Origin of the sequence: Pseudomonas sp. I2 (assembly GCF_040984075.1) — a bacterium.
Lineage (GTDB): Bacteria > Pseudomonadota > Gammaproteobacteria > Pseudomonadales > Pseudomonadaceae > Aquipseudomonas > Aquipseudomonas guariconensis_B.
The window spans coordinates 88,995-111,546 of record NZ_JBCGFQ010000011.1 but is presented as its reverse complement, the minus strand read 5'-3'; the positions used below and the strand labels follow the sequence as shown (position 1 = coordinate 111,546).

The window sequence follows — 22,552 nt, the reverse complement described above, 5'->3', positions numbered from 1 at the left end:
CCATGGACGGCTGGCGGCGGCGCCTGGACCAGGGGCTGAACATCCAGCCTGGCGAAGGCCCGGCGGTGGTCGCCGGGCTGGCCTTGTTCTACCTGCTGTTCACCGGCTATTTCATGTTGCGCCCGGTGCGCGAGACCATGGGCGTGGCCGGTGGGGTGGAGAACCTGCAATGGTTGTTCACCGGCACCTTCGTGGTCACCCTGGCATGCCTGCCGCTGTTCGGCTGGCTGGCCTCGCGGGTCAGGCGCCGGCGCATCCTGCCCTGGACCTACGGCTTCTTCGTCAGCAACCTGTGGCTGTTCGCCCTGCTGTTCGCCCGCGATCCCGACGACCTGTGGAACGCACGGGCGTTCTACATCTGGCTGTCGGTGTTCAACCTGCTGGCCATTTCCCTGGCCTGGAGCGTGCTCGCCGACTTGTTCACCAGCGCCCAGGGCAAGCGCCTGTTCGGCCTGCTGGCCGCCGGTGCCAGCCTCGGTGGCCTGAGCGGCCCGTTGCTCGGCACGCTGCTGGTGGCACCGCTGGGCCATGCCGGGCTGTTGCTGCTGGCCGGATTGTTCCTGCTCGGCAGCATCGCGGCGGCCGGCTACCTGCAGCACTGGCGCGACCGCCATCCGTTGCCGGCCCTGGCCGAGCACCCGCCGTCGCGGCCGCTGGGCGGCAACCCCTTCGCCGGTGCCACGGCGGTGCTGCGCTCGCCCTACCTGCTGGGCATCGCCCTGTTCGTGGTGCTGCTGGCCAGCGTCAGCACCTTCCTGTACTTCGAGCAGGCGCGCATCGTCAGCGAGACCTTCACCGACCGCACCCGCCAGACCCAGGTGTTCGGCCTGATCGACACGGTGGTTCAGGCCCTGGCGATCCTCACCCAGGTGTTCGTCACCGGCCGCCTGGCCCGGCGCCTGGGCGTAGGCGTGCTGCTGGTGGTGGTGCCGCTGGTGATGGCCGTCGGTTTCCTGTGGCTGGCCCTGGCACCGGTGTTCGCGGTGTTCGTGGTGGTGATGGTGGTGCGCCGGGCCGGCGAATACGCACTGGTCCGGCCCGGGCGGGAAATGCTGTTCACCGTGCTGCCGGCCGAGGACAAGTACAAGGCCAAGAACTTCATCGACACGGTGGTCTACCGAGGTGGCGATGCCTTGAGCGGCTGGGTCAAGCGCGGGCTGGACGTGATCGGCGAGCATCCGCAACTGGCCATGCTGATCGGCGCGCTGATCGCCTTGGGCTGGGGAGTGACCGGCGGCTGGCTGGGCCGACGGCAACGGGTGCTGGAGGAGGCTGGAGGCGATCCACGGCAAGGCTAGGCAGTCTTTGTAAGTCTGGCGCACCAATAAGCGCCGGCCGCTTATTTAACGCCACCGGTCCGGCGGATAGCGGAATCGAGCGAATCCCGCCTTGCCGCCGTACTCCCAAGCTATGTACGGCACACGGCCGTGCATCCCAAGCCACACGAGGTAGCAACCATGGCCAACAAAGAGAACAGCAGGACCGGCAGCCAGGGTGGATCGAAGAACCCGGGCAACTTCGCCAATGACCGCCAGAAAGCCTCCGAAGCCGGTCGCAAGGGCGGCCAGCATTCCGGCGCTGGCCGGTCGAGCGAGTCGGGCCGCAAGGGCGGTCGCTCGTAGCGGCATCCCGCAGTGCCGGGCCTCCTGGCACTGCGCTCACGTTCCAGCGCAGGAGGACATCCCATGCGCATGGCTCCACTGATCTGCCTGCTGGGCAGCCTGACGCTGCTCGGCGGCTGTTTCGACCGTGACAACGACCATCCGGCCAAGGACGCCGACCCGAGCAAGCCATCGCTGCAGATGCAGCAGCCCGACGCGCCGGCCACTCAGCCGACGCCCGAACCGCAGCCGATGCCGCCGCGGGACCAGGATAACTGAGCGGGCGAGGGGACCCAGGCATGAGGCTCATGACTCAAGAGGCCGCCAGCACGGCGCTGGCCCCGTCCGCCGACGACAGCCTGGCGCGACGCTACCAAGCGCTGTTGGCCGGGCAATGCAGAGACGCTGAACAGTGGCTCGCCGGGCAACTGGCCCGCGTTGACGGCCTGCGCGATGACCTGCCGACCTCACCCTGGCAACTGGAGGCCTGGGTCGGCGAACACGCCGAGCGTGTCGCCCAGGACTATGCCGCCTACCTGGCAGCGCGACGCCAGGGCGCGTCGCGCCGCTACTTCGCCAACCGCGCCCAGGCCCTGTGGTTCCTGCAGCAGGTGGCCCCCACCAAGGCGGTCGATGGCGCCTGGCTGCATGGCACCCTGCGGCACTGGCGCGACCCGCGTTACCACGGCCTGATCCGCACTTTCCTCGAGGAACTCGGTGACGGCGACCCGCGTTGCAACCATGTGCTGATCTACCAGCGCCTGCTCAGCCGGCTGGGCTGCCTCGAGCCACTGCCCCTGGACGACGGACGCTACCTGCAAGGGGCCTTGCAACTGGCCTTGGGGCAGCACGGCGACCGCTTTCTCGCCGAAGTGATCGGCTACAATTTTGGTTATGAGCAGCCACCGCTGCACCTGCTGATCACTACCCAGGAGTTGGCCGAGCTGGGCATCGACGGCCACTACTTCCAACTGCACGTGACCATCGACAATGCCGCCAGCGGTCATGCCCGCAAGTCGCTCCAGACGTTACGCCAGCTATGGCCGCAAGCGGGTGGCGAGGCGTTCTACCAACGAGTCCGGCGCGGTTATCGGCTCAACGCCCTGGGTATCGACACACCCAGCCTGATCGCCAGTTTCGACCTCGAGGGCGAACTGCTCGCGGCTCTGGAGCGCAAGCGCGCCTTCGGCCGGCTCATGCACGCCGACCACTGCCGCCTGCAGGGCCGCACGATCAACCAGTGGCTGTCCACGGCCGAGGCCATGCCCGGGTTTCTCCAGGCCTTGCAGCGCCAAGGTTGGGTATGCCGTGGCCAGGACCCGGCGCGCAGCCGCCTGTGGAGCCTGATCGAAGGCCCCAACGCCGCCATGTTCGGGGTGTTCAGCGCCTACGAGAAGCAACTCTGGCACGACTGGATCGCCGGCGACTGGCCAGGCGCCAGGGTATCCCGGGTGGCGCCGGGCAGTTGGCAGGCCGAGATGGCCCCAGGCGAGCGGGACGACGCCCACGCCAGGGCGCTGCCCCTCGAGGCTCTGATCCAGCGCATGGCCGGCAACCGGCACGCCTTGCCCGAAGGCCTGCGCGCCACCCGCGCCTACGCCCATGCGACCGGCCTTGCCCAGGAGGAACCTCACTGATGCTGCTGAACCAGGAACAGACCCAGGCCGACCAGGCCCTGCTGCAGCTGGGCCGGCGCCTGCGCGCCGACGGCTACCGCTTCACCTGCGTGACCCCGGCGACCCACGCGCGCAACAACGCCCGCGAAGGCGCCGAGCGCGCCCGTACCCTGCGTGACGTGTTCGGCTGGAGCCGGCCGTTCCCGCCCTCCTTGCTGTCGCTCGACGAGCTCGAGCAACTGCGTACCGCCCAGGTCCTGGAGGAGGCGGGCGAACGGTTGCGCGCCAAGGTGCGCTGGTCGAACCTGGACGACCTGTTGCTGGTGCACTCGGCCTTTCCCACCGAGGCCAGCGACGCGGTGTTCTTCGGCCCCGACAGCTACCGTTTCGCCCAGGTCATCCACGACCACCTGCAGCGCAGCCCCTCCCGTGTCCAGCACGCCGTCGACATCGGCTGCGGTACTGGCATCGGTGCGTTGATCATCGCCCGTGCCGCACCGCATGCGCAGGTCAGCGCGCTGGACATCAACCCTCTGGCCCTGCGCTACACCGCCATCAATGCCGCCCTGGCAGGGGTGGGCAATGTTTCGGTGGAACCGAGCGACTTGCTCGACGGCGTCAGCGGTACCTTCGACCTGATCGTGGCCAACCCGCCCTACATGCTCGATGCCGGCCAACGGGTCTATCGCCACGGCGGAGGGGCGCTGGGCGCGCAGCTGTCGCTGCGCATCGTCGAACAGGCCTGCCAGCGCCTGGCCCCGGGCGGCACCTTGCTGCTCTATACCGGCGTGGCCATCGTCGAGGGGCGCGACGCCTTGCTCGACGCCATCCGCCTGCGCCTGGCCGGGCCACAGTGGAGCTGGGTGTACCGGGAAGTGGACCCGGACGTGTTCGGCGAGCAACTGCTCGAGCCGGGCTACCAGCAGGTCGAGCGCATCGCTGCCGTGGCGTTCAGCGTCACCCGCAGCGGATGATGCGGCCATGTACCGGCCTTGCATGTTCGGTATCGAGGAAGAGTACCTCCTCGTGGAGCTGGCCAACGGCCGCGTGCTGGCCACGCCGTCCCTGGCCGTGGCCCGACGCTGTCGCGAGGTGATGGGCGAATACTTCGCCGAGGAAATGTTCCGCAGCCAGATCGAAGTCGCCTCGCCGGTGTTCGGCAACCTGCACGAGGCACGCCAGTTCTTTTGCGACAGCCGCCAGCGCCTGGGCGATGCCCTGGCCGCGGAGGGCGTGGGCCTGTACTGCGCCGCCAGCCACCCCTGCGCGCAGTGGTTGCGCCAGCGAGCCCGGACCACCCCGCACTACCGCCAGGTCTTCGATGACTACCAGCACGTGGCGCGGCGCAGCCTGCTGTCCGGGTTGCACGTGCACGTGGGCGTGCCGCCGGGCTGCGACCGCATGCAGCTGATCAACCGGCTGCTGTACTGGCTGCCGCTGCTGCTGGTGCTGAGCACGTCGTCGCCGCTGTGGGGTGGCCAGGTCACCGGCTACATGAGTTATCGCCGGGTGATCAGTGGCGAGTGGCCGCACATCGGGCTGCCGGAGCCCTTGGCCGACTGGGCCGCCTACCAGCGCTACCGGGCGTTGCTGGAGCGTACCGGCTCACTGGCCAGGGATGGCGACTTCTGGTGGGCGATCCGGCCGTCGCGACGCTTCCCCACGGTGGAGCTGCGCATTTGCGACGCCTGCCCGCGCCTGGAGGATGCCCTGTGCATCGCCGGCCTGTTCCGCCACCTGGTGGAAAGCTGCGCGCAACCCCATTACGCTCCGGCGCCGCTGTCGCGGGAGGTCCGCTGGATCACCGAGGAAAACTACTGGCGAGCCAAGCGCCACGGCCGCCACGGCCAGTTCATCGGTGTCCACGACGAACAGCCGGTGAGCGCCGAGGGGTGGCTGGCGCAGTTGCAGGCGCAGGTCCCGGTCGACTCCGCCGATGCCGAACGCGCCTTCATCCAGGCCCAGCGCATCCTGCGCGAAGGCACCAGTGCCGACCAGCAACTCGACTGCCTGGCGCAGGCCCAGGGTGCCGGCCTCGACCACCGCCAGGCCGTGCGGGCGGTGGTCGACCAGGTGCTGGCGCAGGGCCAGGAAAACGGCCTGCCCCCGGCCAGCGCGCAGGGGCAGGCCTGAACACTTTCGAACCCGAGGAGGTAAGCGCCATGGGTGAGTTGACGATCTATTTCTGGATAGCGGTCGCGGTGATCATCCTGCTGGTGGACCTGTGGGCCATCGTCAGCGTGTTTCGCAGCGAGAAGTCCGATGCGACCAAAATTCTCTGGGCCCTGGTACTGGTCGCCTTGCCGGTGCTGGGGCTGATCATCTGGGGCATCTTCGGTCCTCGCGGGATCAAGCCTGGCACCGGGCCGACCTCGCCGGAACACAGCAAAGGGTGAGGTGTAAATCCAGAGGGCTTTCTGAGCTCGGGACGCGAAGCGGCCCCCTCACTGCTCCTTGACGATCGAAATCTTGCCGTTGCGCTCGACGATCGCATACCTGATCTGCTCCACCGTCTCGACCCCCTGGCTGTCACGCGCCGACTCGAGGATATCGTCCTCGGTCAGCCGTGCCCGGCGCATGCGCCCGTGCAGGAAGCGCCCGTGTTCCACCACCAGCGTGGCATGGCCGTCGAGCAGCCGGGCCAGGCGCACAGAGCGCAGCTTGGCCAGCGACAGCCCGACATCCAGCACGATCAGCGTGGCGATCACCAGCATCGCGTTGGTGAAGGAAAAGTCTTCGCCCAGCAAGGCCTGCTGGGTCGCCTCGCCAATGATCAACAGCAGCACGAAGTCGAAGGTGGTCAGGTCGGCCAGCGAGCGCCGGCCGGCGATGCGAAACAGCAGCATCAGGGCGACATACATGCCGGCGGCGCGAAGGATCGAGTCCATGGCAGCTCCTAGGGGTAGACGAAGGTGGAAAAGCGCACGGCGCTGGTCGGCCCGGCCCTGACCAGGCCATCAAGCGTGCCGACGGTGTCGGCGCGCAGGGTCAGGTACAGGGTGGCCACGCCATCCGCGCCGGTCCCCACTCGCAGCAACAGGGCCCGGCCCTGGGACAGCGATGCCAGCGGCTCGGGCTGCAGCGTCTCGATGCTCGCTTCACGGAACAGCGAACCGCCGAGCAGCACCTGCAGCGGCTCCCCGGCCGTGCCTTGGATGCGGATGCGCAGGCTGTCGACCGCACCGCTGCGGCTGAAGCGCTGGTATTCCACCCGCACCCGGCGGTCCGCGCTCTCCACCTCGCCCTGGCTGAGCGGGCCATTGCCGAACAGCCCGGCCAGTGCCGCCACGACCAGTACCAGCAGGGTATACCAGCCGGCCCGCTCGAAACGCCACACGCGGCGCTGCAGGTGCATGTCTTCGTGCACGGGATACCGACGCGAGGCCTGTTCGTCATCCGTCATGTCGCGCTCCTGTCAGGCCCGCTCGCCGCGCAGCCAGCGTTGGTGGTAGTGCTCCAGCCGCGTCAGGCCGTACAGCGCGCCCTGGCGCAGCACCTCGGGGCGATCGCCGAAGAAGCGCTGGCTGCGGGTGAACACCGCCAGCGGCTCGCCGGCGAAAGCCCAGGCGAAGCACAGGGTGCCCGGCGCGATGCCAGCGGCACCGTCGGGCCCGGCCACGCCGGTGGTGGCGATGGCGACAGTGGCGGTGCTGTCCTTGAGGGCGCCGAGGGCCATTTCCCAGGCCACGGCCTCGCTGGTCAGGCCATAGCGCTCGATGGTCAGGGGGCTGACGCCGAGCAGGCGCTGCTTGGCCTTGGGCGAATAGACCACGTAGCCGCTTTCCAGCACCTCGCCGGTGCCAGGCTTCTCGGCCAGCAAAGCGACCATGCGCCCGGCGGTACAGGACTCGGCGGTGGTCAACACCAGGTCGTGTCGCTTCAGGTAGTCCAGCACGACCTGGACAGGATCTTCTTGCATCGATTGCGCCTCGCTCGAACTTTTGTGGTGGACGCCTGGACGCGGCAATTGGTTCAGCGCGCCTGTGGCAACCACCCGTCGGCAACGCCGCCCCGCGAAACAAACCTTCGCCGCGTGCCTGCCTCGAAAAAAAGGTGACGTCGTTCAGCCTAGCGACGGGCCCATCAGACAGCGCCAGCAGGAGGCCCCCATGCCCAACAGACCCCGCGACCAGTTCAGCATGCAGAACCCCCTGACCCAGTACCCGCATCCGCCGTTTCCCGCCCAGGGCCAGGCGGAACCGGGGCTGGACGTGAACATGCAACCCAAGCCCGACCACGGTGAAGACACCTACAAAGGTTTCGGCCGCCTGGCCGGGCGCAAGGCGCTGATCACCGGCGCCGACTCGGGCATCGGCCGCGCCGTGGCCATCGCCTTCGCCCGCGAGGGCGCCGACATCGTGCTCAACTACATGCCCATGGAGCAGCCCGACGCCCGCGAGGTGATCAAGCTGATCGAGGCCGAAGGGCGCCGGGCCATCGCCATCCCTGGCGATCTAAAGGACGAAGCGTTCTGTGCGCAACTGGTGGACCAGGGCCACGAGCAGCTGGGCGGCCTGGACATCCTGGTCAACGTCGCCGGCAAGCAGGTGGCACGCAAGGACATCGGCCAGATCAGCCACGAACAGTTCGACCACACGATGAAGACCAACATTTATGCGATGTTCTGGCTGTGCCAGGCCGCCGTGCCGCTGATGCCGGCCGGGGCGACCATCATCAACACCGCGTCGATCCAGTCCTACCAGCCCTCGGCGACCCTGCTCGACTACGCCACCACCAAGGCCGCCATCGTCGCCTTCACCAAGGCTCTGGCCAAGCAGGTGGTCGAGCGCGGCATCCGGGTCAATGCCGTGGCCCCGGGGCCGATCTGGACCGTGCTGCAGCCCAGTGGCGGCCAGCCGCCGGAGAAGATCCCTTCGTTCGGCGCACAGAGCCCGATGAAGCGCCCCGGCCAGCCGGCTGAATGCGCGCCGCTGTACGTGCTGCTGGCGTCCCAGGAGTCGAGCTACATCACCGGCGAGGTCTTCGGTGTCACCGGTGGCAACCCGCTGCCGTAGAGCAGGGCGGGTAAACCTTCGGGATGCTGCGTAGTCACTGCAAGGGAGGGGCCTGCGTTTTCCGGGCCCCAGGAGGTGGTCGATGAGCCTTGTCTGCCTGTTGCGTGGTTGCCAGTGGCGCGCCACGCTGACCTGTGAAGTCGCCGGGCTGCAATGCCAGTGCTGCGAGCGTTGCGGCACCTTGCGCTACTGCCGGCACGGCGCGCCGTTCGAACCTTAGGAGCACTGCCATGGCCCGGGCAATCTGGAAGGGCGCGATCAGCTTCGGCCTCGTGCATATCCCCGTCTCCCTCAACACCGCGGTACGCAGCGAACGGGTGGATTTCGACTGGCTCGACAAGCGCAGCATGGAGCCGGTGGGCTACAAGCGGGTGAACAAGATCACCGGCAAGGAAATCGACAAGGACGATATCGTCAAGGGCGTGGCATACGAGAAAGGCCGCTACGTGATCATCAGCGAGCAGGAGATCCGCGAGGCGCGCCCGGAAGCGACCCAGACCATCGACATCTTTTCCTTCGTCGAGGCGAGCGAGATCCCTCTGCAGCATTTCGACACCCCGTATTACCTGAGCCCCGATCGCCGGGGCGGCAAGGTCTACGCCCTGTTGCGAGAAACCCTGCAGAGCACCGGCAAGGTGGCTCTGGCCACGGTGGTGCTGCACACCCGCCAGCACCTGGCACTGCTGCGCCCGCTGGAGGAGACGCTGGTGCTGATCACCCTGCGCTGGCCCGAGGAGGTGCGCGGCCTGGAAACGCTGGAGCTGGACAAGAGCGTGACCGAGGCCAAGGTCGACAAGCGCGAACTGGACATGGCCCGTCGCCTGGTGGAGGACATGAGCGGGCCGTGGACACCCGGGGAGTACCACGACGCCTTCCGCCAGACCATTCTCGACCTGGTGCAGGAGAAGGCCAGCAAGGGCAAGATCAGCGTGGTGGAGAAGGGCGAAGGCGCGGCGGAGAAGGGAGCCGACATCATCGACCTCACCGAGTTGCTCAAGCGCAGCCTGGGGGGCAAGGGCGGCGCGCCGAAGAAGACGGCCAAGCGCTCGCGCAAGGCGTCGTGATGGCAATGTAGGCTGGCCGGTCGGGGAGGCTTGGGAGTCATGGGGCTGCTGCGCAGCCCATCGCCGGCAAGCCGCTACGACAGCGAAGTCTCCAGCCCCGCCAAGTAGTCCCCGAACCCATCCCGCGCCCGACTGCCCCGGCGACTACTGGTCGCCACGCTGTGCCGCGCCGTCCAGACGATCTGCGCACCACTGGCTTCCAGCGCCCGCACCAGGTGGACATCCTCATGGGTCGGCAACGGCAGGAAACCTCCCACCCGCTCATAGGCGCGGGCACACACGCCAAGGTTGGCGCCATGCACATGGCGGTGCCCCTCGCGCGCCTCGTAACGGCTGCGGTACAACTCGCGCAGGGCCGCCTTCTGCCATGGCTGCCAGCGTTCGACGTGCACCGTGCCGCACACTGCATCGGCGGCGAACTGCACCTGCGACAGCAGCCAGTGCAGTGGCACCCGGCTGTCGGCGTCGGTGAAGGCCAGCCAGCGAGCCCCGCGTTCGAGCATCAGCGCCGCCCCGACGCGGCGGGCGATGCCGACGTTGCCGGCTTCCACCGCCAGGGTCTGCACGCCATGGCGACGGGCAATGGCGGCGCTGGCGTCGCTGCAGCGGTCCAGCACCACCAGCACCTCGACGCAGTGCCCGGCGCACCGGGCCTGGACCGCAGCGGCCTTGACCGCCGCAAGGCATCGGCCGAGCCAGCGGGCTTCGTTGTGGGCGGGAATGATCACCGCGATCATGGGCAGGTCTCGTCCAGGTCGAGCACGTTGGGCCGGCACGACCAGTACGCCAGCACGAAGTCCGCTTCCTCGTGGCGCAACAGCGGATACAGTGGCAGGTGGTGGGCCATCAGCGCATGCACCTGGTCACCGTCCTGGGGGCAGCCGGCGATCGGATGGCGCCAGTGGCAGGCCAGCAGGCCGCCGTCGTCGCTCAGGCTGGCCACGGCCCGCTCGATCACGTGCAGCCACTCGGCCGGGGCCAGGTAATAGCCGATCTCGCTGAGGACGATCAGGTCGAAGCGCCCGGCGGGCCAGTCCGCCGGCAGCCGGCCCTGCTCGACGCTGGCATGTGCCACGCCGGCCAGGCGCTCGCGGGCGAGGCTCACGGCGGTGCTGTCGATGTCCTGGCAGAGCAGGCTGGCGCAGCGCTCGGCCAGTTGAACGCTCAGTTCGCCGTTGGCGCAGGCTGGCTCGAAGATGCGCGGGTAGCACTGGCGCGGCAGGCAGGCCATCGCCAGCGCGCGCTTGCGCCGCTCGTACCAGCGGGTGCGGAAGGCCCAGGGATCGTCGTTGGTGGCGTACAGCTCAGCGAAATACTGTGCATCGAGGGTCATGGCAACTCCGTTTCCATTCAAAGCAGCACCAGTTCGAAAGGTTGCAGCAGGCATTCCAGCAGGCTGGACGGGAGCACCGGCGGGCGCCCCTGGTCCGGCGCCAGCTGGCTGGCATGGGCGGCGATGGCCAGGCGTTTGCGCGCCAGGCGCGTCTCGTCCAGTTGCAGGCGGTGGGCGCGGGGCCAGGGCAGGCGGGGATCGTCGGGTTGAGCCCAGTGCCAGGCCCATACCGGTACCTCGGCCAACTGCGCCTGGCGGGCTCGGGCGGCCTGGGCCGCGGCGCGGCCGACCGCCTCGTGATCGGCATGACCGTCGCCGCGCCAGGTGGTCAGCAGCAGGTCGCCGGGCTTGAGCGCCTGGCCCAGGTGGTTGACCAGGAACGCCTCGTCGCGGGCCACGGCACCGTCCTTGAGGTTGAGCCGGTGCCATTGCAGTTGGTTGAGGTCCAGCTCCAAGTGTTGCAGGGCGTGGCGGCTCTCCAGCGGCCGCTGGCGCCGCAGGCGATGCTCGGTCCAGTGCGCGGACCCGGGGTGGCTGGCCTCGCCATCGCTGACCGAGATCAGCAGCAGGTCCTGTTCTCGGCCGTGAAAGCCCGCCAGCAGCCCGCCGGCCATGAGAACCTCGTCGTCCGGGTGCGGCGCCACCAAGACCAGGCGCCGGCCCGGCGGGCATAGCTGATCGGGGCTGATCCAACTGGCCCGGGCCAGGTGCGCCGAGTGCTGCCAGGCGCTCCAGGGCGTGCCGCGGCTGGCCTGGATGCGATTCTCGCTCATAGCTGCCACGCACCTGCCGGCACCTGGGCCAGCTGTTGCCCGAGCGCTGCCAGGTCACGCTCGGCGTGGCTCTGGCGCAGGTACACCGGCAAGTCGGCGCTGAGCCGGGCGAAATGGCTGCTGCGACAGAAGGGCGTGGCCCCTAGCGCACGGCCCACGTGACGGATCACCTGCTCGACCGCCTGCTCCACCTGGGCGCGGGTGCGGCGGACTTCGAAGCTGGCATCGGCGGTCGGCTGCCGGTCGATCCAGGCGGCGCATTCGCGCAGGGCGGCGCGGGCGCCGAACAGCGCGGCGTCCACCGCCCCCAGATGAGCCTCGGCGTGGACATCGGGGCGTGGCTTGCGGCACTGCTCGCGCAGGTAGTCGGCCAAGGCCTCGGCGGCGCCGTACCAGCAGGCAGCGATGCCGGCCCCACCGTGCCAGAACCCCGGGCGCGACAGGTACTGGCCTGGGCGACCGACGGCGATGCCGGGGCTGTCGTCGAATGCGATCTCGACACTGGTGGTGGTGGCCATGCCCACCGCCTGCCAACGGTCTGCCTGGATGCGCTGGCTGGGGTGCGACAGCTCGATGGCCACCAACTGTGGCTGCGTGTCGTCGGCCCAGGCGGTGATCAACGCCCGGTCGATCTGCAAGGCGCCGGAGCACCAGGCCTTGCGCCCGCCGAGGCGCACCCGCTCGCCGTCACGTGCGACGATGCGTGCGCGGGCATCCGGCGGCTCGGCGGCCCACACTCCCCAGATGCCGTCGCCCACCAGGTGCGGCGCGGCGCATTCGGCGAGGATCGCCAGGGCATCGGTATGGCCCTCGTAGAGCTTGGCCAAGGCCAGGTCGCAGCCAGCGATGCGGGCCAGGGTCTGCCAGCGCTGCAGGGTATGGCCCTGGCCGGGCAGTGGCAGCAGGTCGAGGTGATCGGCCTGCAACGCCTGCATCAGCGCCAGCAGCTGAGTGTCGAGGTTCAGCGCCTGGGGCCGTTCGGTGAACGTGCGCAACAGGCGGTCGAGATGGGTCAGGTCGAAGTCCTGGACGATGCTCATGGGGTATGCTCCACCGGGGTGTTCTTCTTCCAGCCACGCAGGTTCATGGCGCACAGGCAGAACTGCAGGACGATCAAGGCCCACGCCTGCACGTGCCAGCCCCAGATCACCCACAGCACGTTGCTGCTGATGAAGCAGCAGAACCCGATCCGCCGCCGCCGGGGCTGACGCGAGCCAATGCACCAGGCGGCCAGTACGGTCAGCACCATCGCCGGCCACTGCAGCAGGTCGATCAGCCGCTCCATCAGCCCAGCCCCAGTCGCTTGCGCATGCGCGCGGTGATCGATTGGCGGGTCTTGCCGAAGTCGGCCCACGGGTCGTCGACCTCGGCCAAGCGCTCGCGCACATTGCCGATGTGCCATTGGTTGGCGCCCTTGAGCTGGGCCAGCTCTTCCCGCCAGATCGGCACCGACACCGGCAGGCCCTCGCGGGCCCGCAGAGAATAGGCGCTGACGGTGGTGGCGCCCTTGCCGTTGCGCAGGTAGTCGATGAAGATCCGCCCGATTCGGTTCTTCGGCCCGGACACCGCGCTCAGACGGTCGGGGAACAGCCCGGCCAAGTGGTCGACGACGGCGTGGCTGAAGTCCTTCACCTCGTCCCAATCGGCGCGGCGGGTCAGTGGTACCACCAGGTGGATGCCCTTGCCGCCGCTGGTCTTGAGGAACACCTTCAGGCCCAGCTCATCGAGCAGGGTGAGGGTCAGCTGGGTGGCTTCGAGCATGGCCTTCCAGGGCAACGCCGGGTCGGGGTCGAGGTCGAGGACGAAGCGGTCGGGCCGGTCGAAGTCCTTGTCGGTGCCGTTCCAGGTGTGCAGTTCGAGCATGTTCATCTGCACCGCGCCCAGCAGGCTCTCGGCGCTGTTGAGGATCATCGCCGCCTGGCCGGCCTGCGCCTTGCTGTAGCTGACCACGCCAGGGATGTGCAACTGGCCGGCGTTCTTCTGGAAGAACAGCTCGCCGCCGAGGCCGTCGGGGGCGCGTACCAGGGCGACGGGGCGGTGCTCGAGCTGCGGCAGGATCCAGTCGGCGACCTCGGCGTAGTACTCGGCCACCTGGCGTTTGGTCACGCCGCAGGTGGCGTCGATCACCCGGTCGGGGTGGGTCAGGCGCAGGTTGCCGGGTATCGTCGGCCCGCAGGCCCAGGTGCTGCTTTTCGACACTTGGCTCTTGGGCATGGCGCGCTCCAGGTCGATGGCGGTGGCCGGCTTGTCGTCGCGCAGGCCATGGAACACCGCGTGGCGCACCACGCCGTCGCGGGTCATCTGGGCGTAGGCCACTTCGGCCAGCAGCCGTGGCTGCAGCCAGTGCACGCCGCGGGCCTCGGCGCCGGTCGGCGGCCTGGCCAGGGCCGGCTTGGCGATCTCCAGGGGGGCGAGGCGCGCCTGCAGGCTGTGCAGGGTGGTGGTGCTGAAACCGGTGCCGACCTTGCCGGCATAGCGCAGCGCGCCGCTGTCGTTGTCGTGCAGGGCCAGCAGCAGGGCGCCGAGGCCGGCGCGGCAGCCCTTCGGGTCGGTATAGCCGACGATCACGAACTCCTGGCGTTGCTTGCACTTGAGCTTGATCCAGTCGCTGCTGCGCCGGCCTCGGTAGGGGCTGCCGGCGCGCTTGCCGATCAGGCCCTCGAGCTGCAGGCGGCAGGCGCTGTCGAGCAGGGCATGGACCGGCTGCTCGAAGTCGGCGGAGTACCTGAGCAGGTCCGACTCGTGCCCGTCCAGCAACTGGCGCAGCGTCTCCCGGCGTTTCTCCAGGGGTACCTGGCGTAGGTCCTGGCCGCCGAGGAATGGCAGGTCGAAGAGGTAGTAGATGATGCGTTCGTCGTGCTCGGTGTCGAAGGCGTTCTGCAAGGCCTGGAAGTCGGCCATGCCGTGTTCGCCGGGCACCACCACCTCGCCGTCGAGCCAGGCGCAGGCCAGCTTGAGTTTGCCCAGGGCGGCCACCTGGCGCGGCATTCGGGCACTCCAGTCATGGCCGTTGCGGGTGAACAGGCGCACGTCGTCGCCGTCGACCCGGGCGAGGATGCGGTAGCCGTCGAACTTGACCTCGTAGCGCCAGTCGCCGGCGGGCGGGGCGTCGACCAGCGTGGCCAGTTGCGGTTGCAGCAGTGCTGGCAGCTCGGCCTTGCCGGGGCGCTTGCGGGGGCTGGCGGGGCGTTCGCTGGCGGCGCTGGCCTTGGCTCGACGAGGCACCAGGGTGCGTTCGCTGAGGACACTGTCGGGCTCGGCCTCGACGATGCAGTAGTCGGCCTCGCTGCGCGCCGCGCCATCGTGGGACTTGACCAGCAGCCATTGCTCCTTCTTGCCAGCCAGGTGGGTACGGAACAGGTTCCACGCACCGGCCAGCTTCTCGCCCTGCAGGCGAAAGCGCAGCTTGCCCTTGGCGTAGGCGGCGTGGGGGTCGCCCTCCGGCTGCCAGACACCGCGGTCCCAGACGATCACGTCGCCGGCGCCGTAGTGGCCTTCGGGGATGTGCCCTTCGAAATCGGCGTAGTCCAGCGGGTGGTCCTCCACGTGCACCGCCAGGCGGCGCACCGTGGGGTCGAGGGAGGGGCCCTTGGGGATGGCCCAGCTCTTGAGGGTGCCGTCCAGTTCCAGGCGGAAGTCGTAGTGCAGGTGGCTGGCGTCGTGCTTCTGGATGCAGTACTGCAGTGCGTGGGCCTGCTGCCCGTGGCGACGCTTGCCGGACGGCTCGGGCGTGGCGTCGAAGTCGCGTTTGCGCTGGTACTCCTGCAGGGGCTTGGCCATGGCGGGCTCCGGGACGGTTCGCGGGTCTCTAGAGGTGGGAGGGAGCGCTGGCGGGGAGAGTTCAAATTTTCGAGGCGGCTGGTGCCGCCATCCAGCAGAAACTCTGAATCATTGCCCCGCGTCGGCAGTCGACCAGATGAACCCACCTGACGGAGAGCCGTGATGCCCCAGCCAGACGACCCGAAACACCGGCCACAGGCCGAGATCGACGATACCGAGGACCGCATGGGCAGCGTCCGCGAACTGGACTTCAGCGACCGTCACGACGAGCGCGAGGGACGGGCCGGCGATGAGCGCCCGGCCCAGGAGGTGGCCCAGGACTACCCGCCGCGGCGGGTGGCCGAAAGCGGCATGAGCGGTGGCGAGGTCCTGAGCGACAGCTTGCACGAGGACAACGTCACCCTCGACGACCTGAGCCCCGACACCCTCCATGACCAGAGCGGCGCCCGCGACCCCCGTGAGCCGGGCGGCAGCGGAGGGCCGGCGGACAAGACCCTGCGCCGGGTCGAGGAGCACGAGATCGGCGGCGGCATCGGCCTGGACGAGGCCGAGCTGGCCCGCTCCGCGCCCCTCGACGGCGAACCCTGGACCGACCGGGTATCGCCGGTGGAAGGGGATGACGATGATCGAGAAAGGAGCTGAGCATGAGCGAGCAACGTTGTGCCTGTAACCATTGTTCCTGCACGGTGGACGCCAATGCCCTGTTGCAGGATGGCAAGGCGTACTGCTGCGAGGCCTGCGCCACCGGCCACCGCAACGGCGAGCCGTGCCGCATGGCCGACTGCAAGTGTGGCGAAGCGGTGCAGCCAAGGGAAGCCAACGTGGACAATGCGCTGGACGAGACCTTTCCGGCGAGCGACCCGATATCGCCGTGATGTACCTGGGGGCTGGTGCGTTTGGGGCTGCAAAGCGGCCCCAACTGCTCGACCGACCAATGGCGTCAGATAAAACGAACGGGCCCCCGGCGCCTTTCATCCAACCAGGTGTGATGACAGCGACTTTCCCGAGGGAGACGACGATGACCCCTGACTCGAGGCAACAAGGCGGCATGCACCCGAACGCCCCGACACCACCTGACGGCCCGATCGACCCAGAACGGCCCGATATACCCGACCCTGACGACGATCCGCTGATGAACGAGGAGGAGGGCGGTGGCAGGGAAGACGATGACCCTCGCGCGGTGAGCCAGGAACGCAAGTGGGTCGAGTCGTACCCTGGCACCTGCGCGCGCGACAAGGCCAGGCCCAAACCCGACTAGCGGCTGGCCAACACCTGGCCCTCGCCCGACCGTCCGATTCCGCGCTCGGGCCGGCCAACGGCGGTTGCGTCCTGCTGGCCTTGCGCTATGGTGCCACTACCGACACGTATAAGACTAAAGTCGTAGGAGGCGGCATGAGAATTCGCGGTGACGTTTACTGGTCTTGGGCAGACCCGACCCTTCATCATCGGACACACGACGAGACACTCGACGACGGTACCTGCATCGATGTGCGGGTGAGACTGTCGCGTACAGGCGCCACGCAGATGTTCATCGGCGTCTATGCGCCATCCGGCATGGCGATGCACGAGGAGGCGTTCGACTCCCGTCCGGGCGAGTCGATGACCCGGGCCCTGGCCTGGGGCGTCGGGCGCGCCAGGCGGATCGTCAACGATGCTGCGCTGCAGACGTCGAGGTCCCCGGCCAATGTCGAGGTGGCCGTTGCCTGCACTGGTAGGTAGGAACCTTCTGCCGGGCGGCGGGGTGCGATGCTTTCAGTCGCAACTGCCGCCCGAACCACTGTCACCGCTGTCACTGGAAGCGCTGGGGCAGTGACTATGCAATCTGACGGTGTTACGCGTACAGTCCCTCGGAATCGTTTCTTGCCGAGGAGTCCGTCATGTCCTGCGCCTTCACCCTGATGCAATCGCCCGTCGGCACCTTGACGCTGGTGGCGCGGGGCGAGCGGCTGGCTGCCGTGCTGTGGGAGGCGGAGCGGGAGAACCGGGTGCGCCTGGGCGGGCTGCACCGGGACGATAGCCACCCCGTGCTGGTGGAAACCGCCCGCCAGTTGGGCGAGTACTTCGCCGGCCAGCGTCAGCGCTTCGAACTGGACCTGGACTTCGCCGGCACCGACTTCCAGCGTCAGGTGTGGGCGGCGCTGTTGACCATCCCCTTCGGCGAAACACGCAGCTACAGCGAGATCGCCCGGCAGATCGGCAGCCCCAGCGCCGTGCGGGCGGTCGGCGCGGCCAATGGGCGCAACCCGATCTCGATCATCGCCCCGTGTCACCGGGTGATCGGCGCCTCGGGCAGCCTCACCGGTTTTGCCGGTGGCCTGCCGGCCAAGCAGTACTTGCTCGCCCTGGAGGGGCGGCAGAGCCTGGCGCTGGACTTCTAGTCGCCGACGGCTTCACTCCAGCCAGGCCAGCAGCAGGCAGGCCAGCGCCGCCACCAGGGTACCGGCCGCCAGGCTGTAGCGCCGATGGGCACGCCGGGCGTGCTGCTCCACCTCACGCAGGTACTGGCCAGGCGGCGGGGCGTCCGGGCGGTGGCGCAGCCCCTCGGCGATGTCGGCCAGGCGCCCGCGGATCAGCAGGCCGGTCAGGTAATAGGTGCAGGCATAGCTGGCCAAGGTCGTCAGCAGGTATTTCATGCTGGCAGGTCATCCAGTGGCAGGGCTTGGGCGCTGGCCAGCGAGGTGTCCAGCAGGAGCAACCCCTGCGCGTGCCCATCCAGCGCTGCCAGCAATCGCCCCCGATCGTCCCAGGCGGCGCAATGGCCAGCGCCGACGAAAGTGTCTGCCGGGCCGACGCAGTTGGCCAGCAACACCGGCATGCCAAGGCGCCGGGCCACCTCGGGATAGTGCGTGAACCCTTCTTCGATCCCCTTGGCGGTCTTGGCCACGCTGGCCAGGTAGATGTCTGCGCCCATCGACCTGGCCTGTTCGGCATGCTCGAAGAACATCGACTCGTAGCAGATCGCCGGCGCGACATGCCGGTCGCCGAGGGGAAAGACCAGGGGACGGTCGCCTGCGACGAAAAAGGGCAGTTCATCGCTGTGCAGGCGCTGCTTGGCATAGGCCAGGCGCGGCGCGTGCGGGCGCAGGATCGGCAGGCCGATGTGCACCCCATCTGCCGCCGGTAGCGGCAGCCCGACCGCCACGTTGACGCCATGGCGATCGCACAAGGCTTGCAGGGGATCGAGCAACGCCGAATCGGCGGGGTGCGCCAGTTGGCGGGCGAGGGAGGGTTCGTAGCCCGTCAGGGACAGTTCGGGAAAGGCCACCAACTGCGCGCCCAACTCGACGGCGCGCTCGATGCAGTGCAGGTGACGGCGCAGGTTGCCTGGCAGATCGCCCTTGCGGCTGGCCAGTTGTACGGCGCATAGCTTCATGGTGCTTCCATCCCTGGTGAAGGCGAACGGCAGAGGATACCCCCGGCCGGGTCGCCTGCACCAGCGGCCATCGCGTCGGGCTCAGGAGGCCGGAAGCGGCGCGAAGCGTTGGCGGAACCAGTCGTCGAGCATGGCCTTTTCCGCATACAGGCGGTCGCTGCTGCTGGCCTGGCGGCCCGGGCGGCTGAGGTACATCTTGTCGCTGACCCGCTCCTGGGCCTGGCGATCCGGCTGCCCAGGCTGGCTCAGGGTGTAGCTCAGGTCGATGCTCGGCCAGGTGATCTCGCGCATGAAGCGCACGTCGTAGGCGCGGCCGTGCCAGGGCTCGTAGCGGCCGGCCAGGTCGATGTCGCTGATGGCGATGCGCAGCTGCTGGCCAGGCTGCAGGTAGCGCTGGCCGAGCTTCTGCAGGTGCTGGGTCAGGCTTTTCATGACGTAGGCATCGGCGCCACGCTCGTAGCCCTGGCTATCGAGGCTGGCATCGCGGAATTTCTCGGGATGGTCGAAACGGACCTCGACCTGCGCGGTCGGGGTGCCTTGTGCCATGCTGTCGAATGCCAGCACCATCAGCACGGTACAAGCGAGGGCGGTACGCATGATGCACCTCCGGTGGCGGACTGCTTTGCCCCTCTATTCTACGCCTGACGCTGGCCAGCTAGCAGAGGATCGATGCCATGAACCGTTTCAGGCGGGTAGCCGCCAATACAAGGGGACGCGACCTGGCGGTGGGCGATATCCATGGCCATTTCGCCCGCCTGCGGCAGTGCCTGGACACGCTGGGCTTCGACCCCGAGGTCGACCGGCTGTTCAGCGTCGGCGACCTGGTGGACCGCGGCCCGGACAGCCTGCAGGCCCTGGACTGGCTGGCCCGCCCCTGGTTCTACGCGGTACAGGGCAACCACGAGGCGCTGGCGATCAATCACCTGCGCGGCGGCCGGCTCGACCTGGACATGTACCGCGCCGCCGGTGGCGGTTGGTTCCTCGACCTGCCCAGGGCCGACCAGCAGCGTTATGTCGAGGGATTTGCCTCCATGCCTATCGGCATGGAGGTGCAGACCGCCGACGGGCTGGTCGGCCTGCTGCATGCCGACAGCCCGTTCGCCGACTGGCCGACGCTGCGCGCGCGCTTGCAGGCGGCGGACGACCCCGCGGTGCGTGAGGTCTGCCAGTGGTCGCGACGTCGCCTGCGCGAAGGCGATACCCAGCCGGTCGAGGGGCTGCGGGCCCTGTTGGTGGGGCACACGCCGGTGGTGCGGGCCAAGCGCCTGGGCAATGTCTGGCACCTGGACACTGGCGGTTGGAGCAGCGGATTCTTCAGCCTGATGGCACTGGACTCCCTGGAGCTGGTCAGCCCAGTAGCAGGTGCATGAGCACGGCGGCTGCGAGCAACATCAACATGGCGCCCGATGCCCGTTCCAGCCAGGGCAGGGCCCGGGCGAAGCGACGCAGCACCCGCTGGTTGCCGATGGCAACGGCCACCAGCAAGTCCCAGAGCAGGACGATGGCGAACATCCAGCTGCCGTAGGCCAGTTTCCAGGCCGCGCTGCTGCTGGCGACCATGCTCGCCAGGCTGGCGTAGAACAGGGCGTTCTTCGGGTTGAGGATGCCGGAGGCGAAGCCCATGCCCAGGCTCTGCAGCCAGCCGTGGGCTGCCTGGGCGCGGCGCTCGGCGGCGGGTACCAGGTTGCTGTGGCCCGCGTGCCGTAGGAACAGCGCACCGATGTACAGCAGGTAGGCGCAGCCGGCCAGTTGCAGGGCAATGAACAGGGCGGTGCCGTCATGCAGGGCCGACATGCCTGTGAAGGCGGCGCCGATGAACAGGCCATTGGCCAGGGCGATGCCCAGGCAGGCACCGCTGGCCACGCGCCAGCCGGCAGTGGCCGAGGTGCGGGCGACCAGGAAGAAGTCGGGGCCGGGGGACAGCAGGGCGAGGAAGTGGACGGTGGCGACGATCAGGAACTGCTCCATGGGGGCGGGCTTCTGTGGCAAGGGACGAAAGCCGCAGTCTGTCGCTGGGGGCCCAGTGGCGTATTGAAGATTATTGCGGGGTAGGGGACATTGCCGGTGCAGTTCCTTCTTTGGGGCTGCCTCGCGCCCCAGCAATTGCCAACCCCCTACGCTGTTAACTGACGCCCTGCCGATAATGTCCTGGCGTCACCCCCGCATGGGCCTTGAACACCCGCTGGAAATGGCTCTGGTCAGCGAACCCCAAGCGATAGGCGACATCCGCCAGCGCCAGGCCCTGGCGCAGCAGCTCGCGGGCCTGGTTGATCCGGGCATTGAGCAAGTACGCATGAGGCGTCATCCCCGTGGCGGCCCGGAAGGTGCGGATCAGCTGGTAACGACCCAGGCCGGCCAGCTCCGCCAGCCGGGCGAGGCTCAGGTCCGCCTGGCTGTCCACCTGGATACGCTCGATCAGGCCGCGCAGGGCCTGCAGGTCCTGCGCCGGCACCGGTGCGGCGTCGAGGGTGGGGCAGGCGGCGAAGTCATGGTCACCGATGAACGCCACCAGCGCCGCTTCCTTTTCCGCCGGGCTGGCAGCGGAAAAAAGCAGCGCGTTGAGCCGGCAGAACTGACGATACAACGCCGCCGAGCGGGTGATACGTGCTGGCGCCCCCGGTTCGCCCGCTGCCACCCCCGACTCCAGCCGCAGGCGGCGCAGCCAGTCGGCATCCAGGTGCAGCATCTGGTAGCTCCAGGCCCGGCCCGGTTCGGGGTTGCAGGCATGCACCCGCTGCGCCGGCACCAGCACCAGGGTGCCGGGTGTGAGGCGCTGCCGGCCGGCACCGGCGCCACTGAAATGGCTGGCGCCGGCGTCGACCGCGCCGATGGAGAAGGTCGGGTGGCTGTGGGCCTTGTAGCAGGCCCGGCTGTGGCAGGCGCGGCGGCTTTCCACGAAGGGCAGGGCCGGGTCGCGCCAGAGTTCGCTGTGGGTCGAGGGCATGAGGGGCCTGCTTGCCGGTTGCCGGGACGTGCAGTCTAGCCCCGAAGCCACTGTTACGGCCATTCGCTGCACGACTGTGCTTGACGTGGAGGGTGCCCAACGCGAGGCTGCTGTCGTTTCCATGGAGAACGATGATGGACCTGTCGAGCCTGCTGCTATTCATCCCCGCCTGCTTCGCCCTGAACATGGCGCCGGGGCCCAACAACCTGCTGTCCCTGCACAACGCCAGCCGCTATGGCCTGCGCACTGCCTGTGTCGCCGGCGGCGGGCGGATCCTCGCCTTCAGCGGCATGATCGCCCTGGCCGCCATGGGCCTGGCGGTGGTGCTGCACACCAGCGAATACCTGTTCCTGGCGATCAAGGTGGTGGGCGCCGCCTACCTGTTCTACATCGCCTGGCAATTGTGGCGCGCGCCAGTGGGCGAAGCCGTGGTGGCTGGTGACCATCCACGGGGCACCTGGCGCCTGGCGCGCCAGGAGTTCTGGGTGGCGGCGGGCAATCCGAAAGCCATCCTGATCTTCACCGCCTTCCTGCCGCAGTTCGTGTCCGTCGGCAGCGCTACGCCGGTAAGCGAGCAGTTCCTCTGGCTGGGCGTGCTGTTCCTGCTGCTGGAGTGGGCCGCCATCGCCCTCTATTCCGGCCTGGGCGCTTATCTGCAGCGCTGGTTCAGCCGCCCGAGGCCACGCCGGTTGTTCAACCGGGTCAGCGCGTCGCTGCTCGGTTGTGCCGGGCTGGGGCTGTTGGCGGCGCGGCGCTGAGGGTCAGTCGCGGTAGAAGGTCTGCACCAGGTGGTAGCCGAACTTGGTCTTGATCGGGCCGTGCACCACGCGCAAGGCCTTCTTGAAGATCACTTGGTCGATGGCGCCCACCAACTGGCCGGGGCGCACCTCGCCCAGGTCGCCGCCACGCTTGGCCGACGGGCAGGTGGAGAACTTCTTCGCCAGCACGTCGAAGGCCTCGCCCTTGGCGAGGCGTTGCTTGAGCTGTTCGGCTTCGGCAGCGGTCTTGACCAGGATGTGGCGGGCTTGAGCTTTCATGGGGTACCTGTGCTTC

At 68.6% G+C, this 22,552-nt stretch carries 32 protein-coding genes; 17 read left to right on the top strand and 15 right to left on the bottom strand.

Translation table 11 applies throughout. The features are described from left to right. Positions 1 to 2: 2 nt before the first annotated feature. The 7 genes from WCE05_RS08055 (at position 3) to WCE05_RS08025 (ending at position 5,613) form a co-directional block, all read left to right on the top strand. Complete coding sequence (locus WCE05_RS08055) at positions 3 to 1,298, top strand: NTP/NDP exchange transporter (RefSeq protein ID WP_253090812.1); 1,296 nt, start codon at positions 3 to 5, stop codon at positions 1,296 to 1,298. A 159-nt stretch (positions 1,299 to 1,457) separates the two neighbouring features. Beyond that, positions 1,458 to 1,622, top strand: a complete 165-nt coding sequence (locus tag WCE05_RS08050; protein ID WP_225787873.1) for a general stress protein — start codon at positions 1,458 to 1,460, stop codon at positions 1,620 to 1,622. A 63-nt stretch (positions 1,623 to 1,685) separates the two neighbouring features. Beyond that, complete coding sequence (locus tag WCE05_RS08045; protein WP_225787872.1) at positions 1,686 to 1,880, top strand: hypothetical protein; 195 nt, start codon at positions 1,686 to 1,688, stop codon at positions 1,878 to 1,880. Positions 1,881 to 1,900: 20 nt separating this feature from the next. After that, positions 1,901 to 3,238, top strand: a complete 1,338-nt coding sequence (locus WCE05_RS08040) for an iron-containing redox enzyme family protein (RefSeq protein WP_368815716.1) — start codon at positions 1,901 to 1,903, stop codon at positions 3,236 to 3,238. Beyond that, the gene (locus WCE05_RS08035; RefSeq protein ID WP_253090810.1) at positions 3,238 to 4,191 is read left to right on the top strand and encodes a class I SAM-dependent methyltransferase; all 954 of its coding nucleotides are present in this window, start codon (positions 3,238 to 3,240) and stop codon (positions 4,189 to 4,191) included. Before WCE05_RS08040 ends, WCE05_RS08035 begins: the two co-directional genes overlap by 1 nt. Before the next feature lie 7 nt (positions 4,192 to 4,198). Further along, positions 4,199 to 5,350, top strand: a complete 1,152-nt coding sequence (locus tag WCE05_RS08030; RefSeq protein WP_368815715.1) for a carboxylate-amine ligase — start codon at positions 4,199 to 4,201, stop codon at positions 5,348 to 5,350. 29 nt (positions 5,351 to 5,379) lie between these two features. Further along, complete coding sequence (locus tag WCE05_RS08025; RefSeq protein WP_225787868.1) at positions 5,380 to 5,613, top strand: PLD nuclease N-terminal domain-containing protein; 234 nt, start codon at positions 5,380 to 5,382, stop codon at positions 5,611 to 5,613. A 48-nt stretch (positions 5,614 to 5,661) separates the two neighbouring features. On the opposite strand, the gene WCE05_RS08020 is transcribed toward WCE05_RS08025, so the two are convergent. The 3 genes from WCE05_RS08020 to WCE05_RS08010 are packed head-to-tail and all read right to left on the bottom strand — an operon-like array spanning position 5,662 to position 7,136. Continuing rightward, on the bottom strand, positions 5,662 to 6,105 hold the full coding sequence (locus WCE05_RS08020) for a DUF421 domain-containing protein (RefSeq protein WP_253080146.1): 444 nt from the start codon (positions 6,103 to 6,105) through the stop codon (positions 5,662 to 5,664). A gap of 8 nt (positions 6,106 to 6,113) precedes the next feature. After that, a complete protein-coding gene (locus WCE05_RS08015; protein ID WP_368815714.1) occupies positions 6,114 to 6,620 on the bottom strand; it encodes a hypothetical protein in 507 nt (168 codons plus the stop codon). A 12-nt stretch (positions 6,621 to 6,632) separates the two neighbouring features. Further along, positions 6,633 to 7,136, bottom strand: a complete 504-nt coding sequence (locus WCE05_RS08010) for a CinA family protein (protein WP_225787865.1) — start codon at positions 7,134 to 7,136, stop codon at positions 6,633 to 6,635. A 190-nt stretch (positions 7,137 to 7,326) separates the two neighbouring features. Here WCE05_RS08010 and WCE05_RS08005 point away from each other — a divergent pair, with 190 nt between their 5' ends. The 3 genes from WCE05_RS08005 (at position 7,327) to WCE05_RS07995 (ending at position 9,296) form a co-directional block, all read left to right on the top strand. Further along, a complete protein-coding gene (locus tag WCE05_RS08005; RefSeq protein WP_253101412.1) occupies positions 7,327 to 8,232 on the top strand; it encodes an SDR family oxidoreductase in 906 nt (301 codons plus the stop codon). Positions 8,233 to 8,314: 82 nt separating this feature from the next. After that, positions 8,315 to 8,452, top strand: a complete 138-nt coding sequence (locus tag WCE05_RS08000; RefSeq protein ID WP_225787863.1) for a PSPA7_2676 family Cys-rich small protein — start codon at positions 8,315 to 8,317, stop codon at positions 8,450 to 8,452. A 10-nt stretch (positions 8,453 to 8,462) separates the two neighbouring features. Then, a complete protein-coding gene (locus WCE05_RS07995; protein WP_368815713.1) occupies positions 8,463 to 9,296 on the top strand; it encodes a Ku protein in 834 nt (277 codons plus the stop codon). A 74-nt stretch (positions 9,297 to 9,370) separates the two neighbouring features. On the opposite strand, the gene WCE05_RS07990 is transcribed toward WCE05_RS07995, so the two are convergent. From WCE05_RS07990 to ligD, 6 genes are read right to left on the bottom strand one after another with little or no spacing between them, the layout of a single operon-like run. Then, positions 9,371 to 10,033, bottom strand: coding sequence for a glycosyltransferase family 2 protein (locus WCE05_RS07990; protein ID WP_225787861.1), 663 nt, complete (start codon positions 10,031 to 10,033; stop codon positions 9,371 to 9,373). Next, on the bottom strand, positions 10,030 to 10,629 hold the full coding sequence (locus WCE05_RS07985; RefSeq protein ID WP_368815712.1) for a class I SAM-dependent methyltransferase: 600 nt from the start codon (positions 10,627 to 10,629) through the stop codon (positions 10,030 to 10,032). Before WCE05_RS07985 ends, WCE05_RS07990 begins: the two co-directional genes overlap by 4 nt. Positions 10,630 to 10,646: 17 nt before the next feature. Next, a complete protein-coding gene (locus WCE05_RS07980; RefSeq protein WP_225787859.1) occupies positions 10,647 to 11,402 on the bottom strand; it encodes a PIG-L deacetylase family protein in 756 nt (251 codons plus the stop codon). Beyond that, a complete protein-coding gene (locus WCE05_RS07975; protein ID WP_225787858.1) occupies positions 11,399 to 12,442 on the bottom strand; it encodes an acyl-CoA dehydrogenase family protein in 1,044 nt (347 codons plus the stop codon). The genes WCE05_RS07980 and WCE05_RS07975 overlap by 4 nt, the downstream gene beginning before the upstream one ends. Beyond that, positions 12,439 to 12,687: a hypothetical protein gene (locus WCE05_RS07970; protein ID WP_225787857.1), complete on the bottom strand. Its 249-nt coding sequence runs from the start codon at positions 12,685 to 12,687 to the stop codon at positions 12,439 to 12,441. Before WCE05_RS07970 ends, WCE05_RS07975 begins: the two co-directional genes overlap by 4 nt. Next, positions 12,687 to 15,182 carry a DNA ligase D gene (gene ligD / locus WCE05_RS07965; RefSeq protein WP_368815711.1) on the bottom strand — a complete coding sequence of 832 codons (2,496 nt, stop codon included), beginning with the start codon at positions 15,180 to 15,182 and terminating at the stop codon, positions 12,687 to 12,689. Before ligD ends, WCE05_RS07970 begins: the two co-directional genes overlap by 1 nt. Before the next feature lie 162 nt (positions 15,183 to 15,344). Here ligD and WCE05_RS07960 point away from each other — a divergent pair, with 162 nt between their 5' ends. The 5 genes from WCE05_RS07960 (at position 15,345) to WCE05_RS07940 (ending at position 17,560) form a co-directional block, all read left to right on the top strand. After that, complete coding sequence (locus tag WCE05_RS07960; protein ID WP_225787855.1) at positions 15,345 to 15,824, top strand: phosphotransferase system, HPr-related protein; 480 nt, start codon at positions 15,345 to 15,347, stop codon at positions 15,822 to 15,824. 2 nt (positions 15,825 to 15,826) lie between these two features. Further along, the gene (locus WCE05_RS07955; protein WP_225787854.1) at positions 15,827 to 16,057 is read left to right on the top strand and encodes a metallothionein; all 231 of its coding nucleotides are present in this window, start codon (positions 15,827 to 15,829) and stop codon (positions 16,055 to 16,057) included. Between the two features lie 143 nt (positions 16,058 to 16,200). Next, the gene (locus WCE05_RS07950; RefSeq protein ID WP_225787853.1) at positions 16,201 to 16,440 is read left to right on the top strand and encodes a hypothetical protein; all 240 of its coding nucleotides are present in this window, start codon (positions 16,201 to 16,203) and stop codon (positions 16,438 to 16,440) included. A gap of 134 nt (positions 16,441 to 16,574) precedes the next feature. Continuing rightward, entirely contained in the window at positions 16,575 to 16,901 is a 327-nt protein-coding gene (locus tag WCE05_RS07945; RefSeq protein ID WP_368815710.1) for a hypothetical protein, read from the top strand. A 158-nt stretch (positions 16,902 to 17,059) separates the two neighbouring features. Next, on the top strand, positions 17,060 to 17,560 hold the full coding sequence (locus WCE05_RS07940) for a methylated-DNA--[protein]-cysteine S-methyltransferase (protein ID WP_253090805.1): 501 nt from the start codon (positions 17,060 to 17,062) through the stop codon (positions 17,558 to 17,560). A 12-nt stretch (positions 17,561 to 17,572) separates the two neighbouring features. Here WCE05_RS07940 and WCE05_RS07935 read toward each other — a convergent pair whose 3' ends face one another. The 3 genes from WCE05_RS07935 to WCE05_RS07925 form a co-directional block, all read right to left on the bottom strand. Further along, positions 17,573 to 17,815, bottom strand: a complete 243-nt coding sequence (locus WCE05_RS07935) for a hypothetical protein (RefSeq protein WP_225787850.1) — start codon at positions 17,813 to 17,815, stop codon at positions 17,573 to 17,575. Then, positions 17,812 to 18,555, bottom strand: coding sequence for a carbon-nitrogen hydrolase family protein (locus tag WCE05_RS07930; RefSeq protein ID WP_225787849.1), 744 nt, complete (start codon positions 18,553 to 18,555; stop codon positions 17,812 to 17,814). Before WCE05_RS07930 ends, WCE05_RS07935 begins: the two co-directional genes overlap by 4 nt. A gap of 81 nt (positions 18,556 to 18,636) precedes the next feature. Beyond that, complete coding sequence (locus WCE05_RS07925; RefSeq protein WP_225787848.1) at positions 18,637 to 19,152, bottom strand: DUF3016 domain-containing protein; 516 nt, start codon at positions 19,150 to 19,152, stop codon at positions 18,637 to 18,639. Positions 19,153 to 19,229: 77 nt separating this feature from the next. Between WCE05_RS07925 and WCE05_RS07920 the strand changes: the two genes are divergently transcribed. Next, a complete protein-coding gene (locus WCE05_RS07920) occupies positions 19,230 to 19,925 on the top strand; it encodes a metallophosphoesterase (RefSeq protein ID WP_253080137.1) in 696 nt (231 codons plus the stop codon). Here WCE05_RS07920 and WCE05_RS07915 read toward each other — a convergent pair. Both WCE05_RS07915 and WCE05_RS07910 read right to left on the bottom strand, forming a co-directional pair. Next, a complete protein-coding gene (locus WCE05_RS07915; protein WP_253080136.1) occupies positions 19,903 to 20,523 on the bottom strand; it encodes a LysE family translocator in 621 nt (206 codons plus the stop codon). The two genes, WCE05_RS07920 and WCE05_RS07915, sit on opposite strands and share 23 nt — an antisense overlap. 154 nt (positions 20,524 to 20,677) lie before the next feature. Beyond that, positions 20,678 to 21,499, bottom strand: coding sequence for an AraC family transcriptional regulator (locus tag WCE05_RS07910; RefSeq protein WP_225787845.1), 822 nt, complete (start codon positions 21,497 to 21,499; stop codon positions 20,678 to 20,680). A 134-nt stretch (positions 21,500 to 21,633) separates the two neighbouring features. Between WCE05_RS07910 and WCE05_RS07905 the strand changes: the two genes are divergently transcribed. Continuing rightward, positions 21,634 to 22,257 (top strand): LysE family translocator, encoded by a 624-nt coding sequence (locus WCE05_RS07905; RefSeq protein ID WP_225787844.1) that lies wholly within the window; start codon positions 21,634 to 21,636, stop codon positions 22,255 to 22,257. 3 nt (positions 22,258 to 22,260) lie between these two features. On the opposite strand, the gene WCE05_RS07900 is transcribed toward WCE05_RS07905, so the two are convergent. Next, a complete protein-coding gene (locus WCE05_RS07900) occupies positions 22,261 to 22,536 on the bottom strand; it encodes a peptidylprolyl isomerase (protein WP_225787843.1) in 276 nt (91 codons plus the stop codon). Positions 22,537 to 22,552 lie beyond the last annotated feature (16 nt).

What these genes read in the sequence shown, in the direction of transcription:
- WCE05_RS07915 (WP_253080136.1), bottom strand. Translation starts at nt 20,523, where the DNA reads ATGGAGCAGTTCCTGATCGTCGCCACCGTCCACTTCCTCGCCCTGCTG.
- WCE05_RS08035 (WP_253090810.1), top strand. Translation starts at nt 3,238, where the DNA reads ATGCTGCTGAACCAGGAACAGACCCAGGCCGACCAGGCCCTGCTGCAG.
- WCE05_RS07940 (WP_253090805.1), top strand. Translation starts at nt 17,060, where the DNA reads ATGTCCTGCGCCTTCACCCTGATGCAATCGCCCGTCGGCACCTTGACG.
- ligD (WP_368815711.1), bottom strand. Translation starts at nt 15,182, where the DNA reads ATGGCCAAGCCCCTGCAGGAGTACCAGCGCAAACGCGACTTCGACGCC.
- WCE05_RS08015 (WP_368815714.1), bottom strand. Translation starts at nt 6,620, where the DNA reads ATGACGGATGACGAACAGGCCTCGCGTCGGTATCCCGTGCACGAAGAC.
- WCE05_RS07975 (WP_225787858.1), bottom strand. Translation starts at nt 12,442, where the DNA reads ATGAGCATCGTCCAGGACTTCGACCTGACCCATCTCGACCGCCTGTTG.
- WCE05_RS07925 (WP_225787848.1), bottom strand. Translation starts at nt 19,152, where the DNA reads ATGCGTACCGCCCTCGCTTGTACCGTGCTGATGGTGCTGGCATTCGAC.
- WCE05_RS07970 (WP_225787857.1), bottom strand. Translation starts at nt 12,687, where the DNA reads ATGGAGCGGCTGATCGACCTGCTGCAGTGGCCGGCGATGGTGCTGACC.
- WCE05_RS07900 (WP_225787843.1), bottom strand. Translation starts at nt 22,536, where the DNA reads ATGAAAGCTCAAGCCCGCCACATCCTGGTCAAGACCGCTGCCGAAGCC.
- WCE05_RS07935 (WP_225787850.1), bottom strand. Translation starts at nt 17,815, where the DNA reads ATGAAATACCTGCTGACGACCTTGGCCAGCTATGCCTGCACCTATTAC.
- WCE05_RS08040 (WP_368815716.1), top strand. Translation starts at nt 1,901, where the DNA reads ATGAGGCTCATGACTCAAGAGGCCGCCAGCACGGCGCTGGCCCCGTCC.
- WCE05_RS07990 (WP_225787861.1), bottom strand. Translation starts at nt 10,033, where the DNA reads ATGATCGCGGTGATCATTCCCGCCCACAACGAAGCCCGCTGGCTCGGC.
- WCE05_RS08030 (WP_368815715.1), top strand. Translation starts at nt 4,199, where the DNA reads ATGTACCGGCCTTGCATGTTCGGTATCGAGGAAGAGTACCTCCTCGTG.
- WCE05_RS07930 (WP_225787849.1), bottom strand. Translation starts at nt 18,555, where the DNA reads ATGAAGCTATGCGCCGTACAACTGGCCAGCCGCAAGGGCGATCTGCCA.
- WCE05_RS07960 (WP_225787855.1), top strand. Translation starts at nt 15,345, where the DNA reads ATGCCCCAGCCAGACGACCCGAAACACCGGCCACAGGCCGAGATCGAC.
- WCE05_RS08010 (WP_225787865.1), bottom strand. Translation starts at nt 7,136, where the DNA reads ATGCAAGAAGATCCTGTCCAGGTCGTGCTGGACTACCTGAAGCGACAC.
- WCE05_RS08045 (WP_225787872.1), top strand. Translation starts at nt 1,686, where the DNA reads ATGCGCATGGCTCCACTGATCTGCCTGCTGGGCAGCCTGACGCTGCTC.
- WCE05_RS08000 (WP_225787863.1), top strand. Translation starts at nt 8,315, where the DNA reads ATGAGCCTTGTCTGCCTGTTGCGTGGTTGCCAGTGGCGCGCCACGCTG.
- WCE05_RS07905 (WP_225787844.1), top strand. Translation starts at nt 21,634, where the DNA reads ATGGACCTGTCGAGCCTGCTGCTATTCATCCCCGCCTGCTTCGCCCTG.
- WCE05_RS07980 (WP_225787859.1), bottom strand. Translation starts at nt 11,402, where the DNA reads ATGAGCGAGAATCGCATCCAGGCCAGCCGCGGCACGCCCTGGAGCGCC.
- WCE05_RS08050 (WP_225787873.1), top strand. Translation starts at nt 1,458, where the DNA reads ATGGCCAACAAAGAGAACAGCAGGACCGGCAGCCAGGGTGGATCGAAG.
- WCE05_RS07995 (WP_368815713.1), top strand. Translation starts at nt 8,463, where the DNA reads ATGGCCCGGGCAATCTGGAAGGGCGCGATCAGCTTCGGCCTCGTGCAT.
- WCE05_RS08020 (WP_253080146.1), bottom strand. Translation starts at nt 6,105, where the DNA reads ATGGACTCGATCCTTCGCGCCGCCGGCATGTATGTCGCCCTGATGCTG.
- WCE05_RS08025 (WP_225787868.1), top strand. Translation starts at nt 5,380, where the DNA reads ATGGGTGAGTTGACGATCTATTTCTGGATAGCGGTCGCGGTGATCATC.
- WCE05_RS07945 (WP_368815710.1), top strand. Translation starts at nt 16,575, where the DNA reads ATGAGAATTCGCGGTGACGTTTACTGGTCTTGGGCAGACCCGACCCTT.
- WCE05_RS07985 (WP_368815712.1), bottom strand. Translation starts at nt 10,629, where the DNA reads ATGACCCTCGATGCACAGTATTTCGCTGAGCTGTACGCCACCAACGAC.
- WCE05_RS07910 (WP_225787845.1), bottom strand. Translation starts at nt 21,499, where the DNA reads ATGCCCTCGACCCACAGCGAACTCTGGCGCGACCCGGCCCTGCCCTTC.
- WCE05_RS07955 (WP_225787854.1), top strand. Translation starts at nt 15,827, where the DNA reads ATGAGCGAGCAACGTTGTGCCTGTAACCATTGTTCCTGCACGGTGGAC.
- WCE05_RS07950 (WP_225787853.1), top strand. Translation starts at nt 16,201, where the DNA reads ATGACCCCTGACTCGAGGCAACAAGGCGGCATGCACCCGAACGCCCCG.
- WCE05_RS07920 (WP_253080137.1), top strand. Translation starts at nt 19,230, where the DNA reads ATGAACCGTTTCAGGCGGGTAGCCGCCAATACAAGGGGACGCGACCTG.
- WCE05_RS08055 (WP_253090812.1), top strand. Translation starts at nt 3, where the DNA reads ATGGACGGCTGGCGGCGGCGCCTGGACCAGGGGCTGAACATCCAGCCT.
- WCE05_RS08005 (WP_253101412.1), top strand. Translation starts at nt 7,327, where the DNA reads ATGCCCAACAGACCCCGCGACCAGTTCAGCATGCAGAACCCCCTGACC.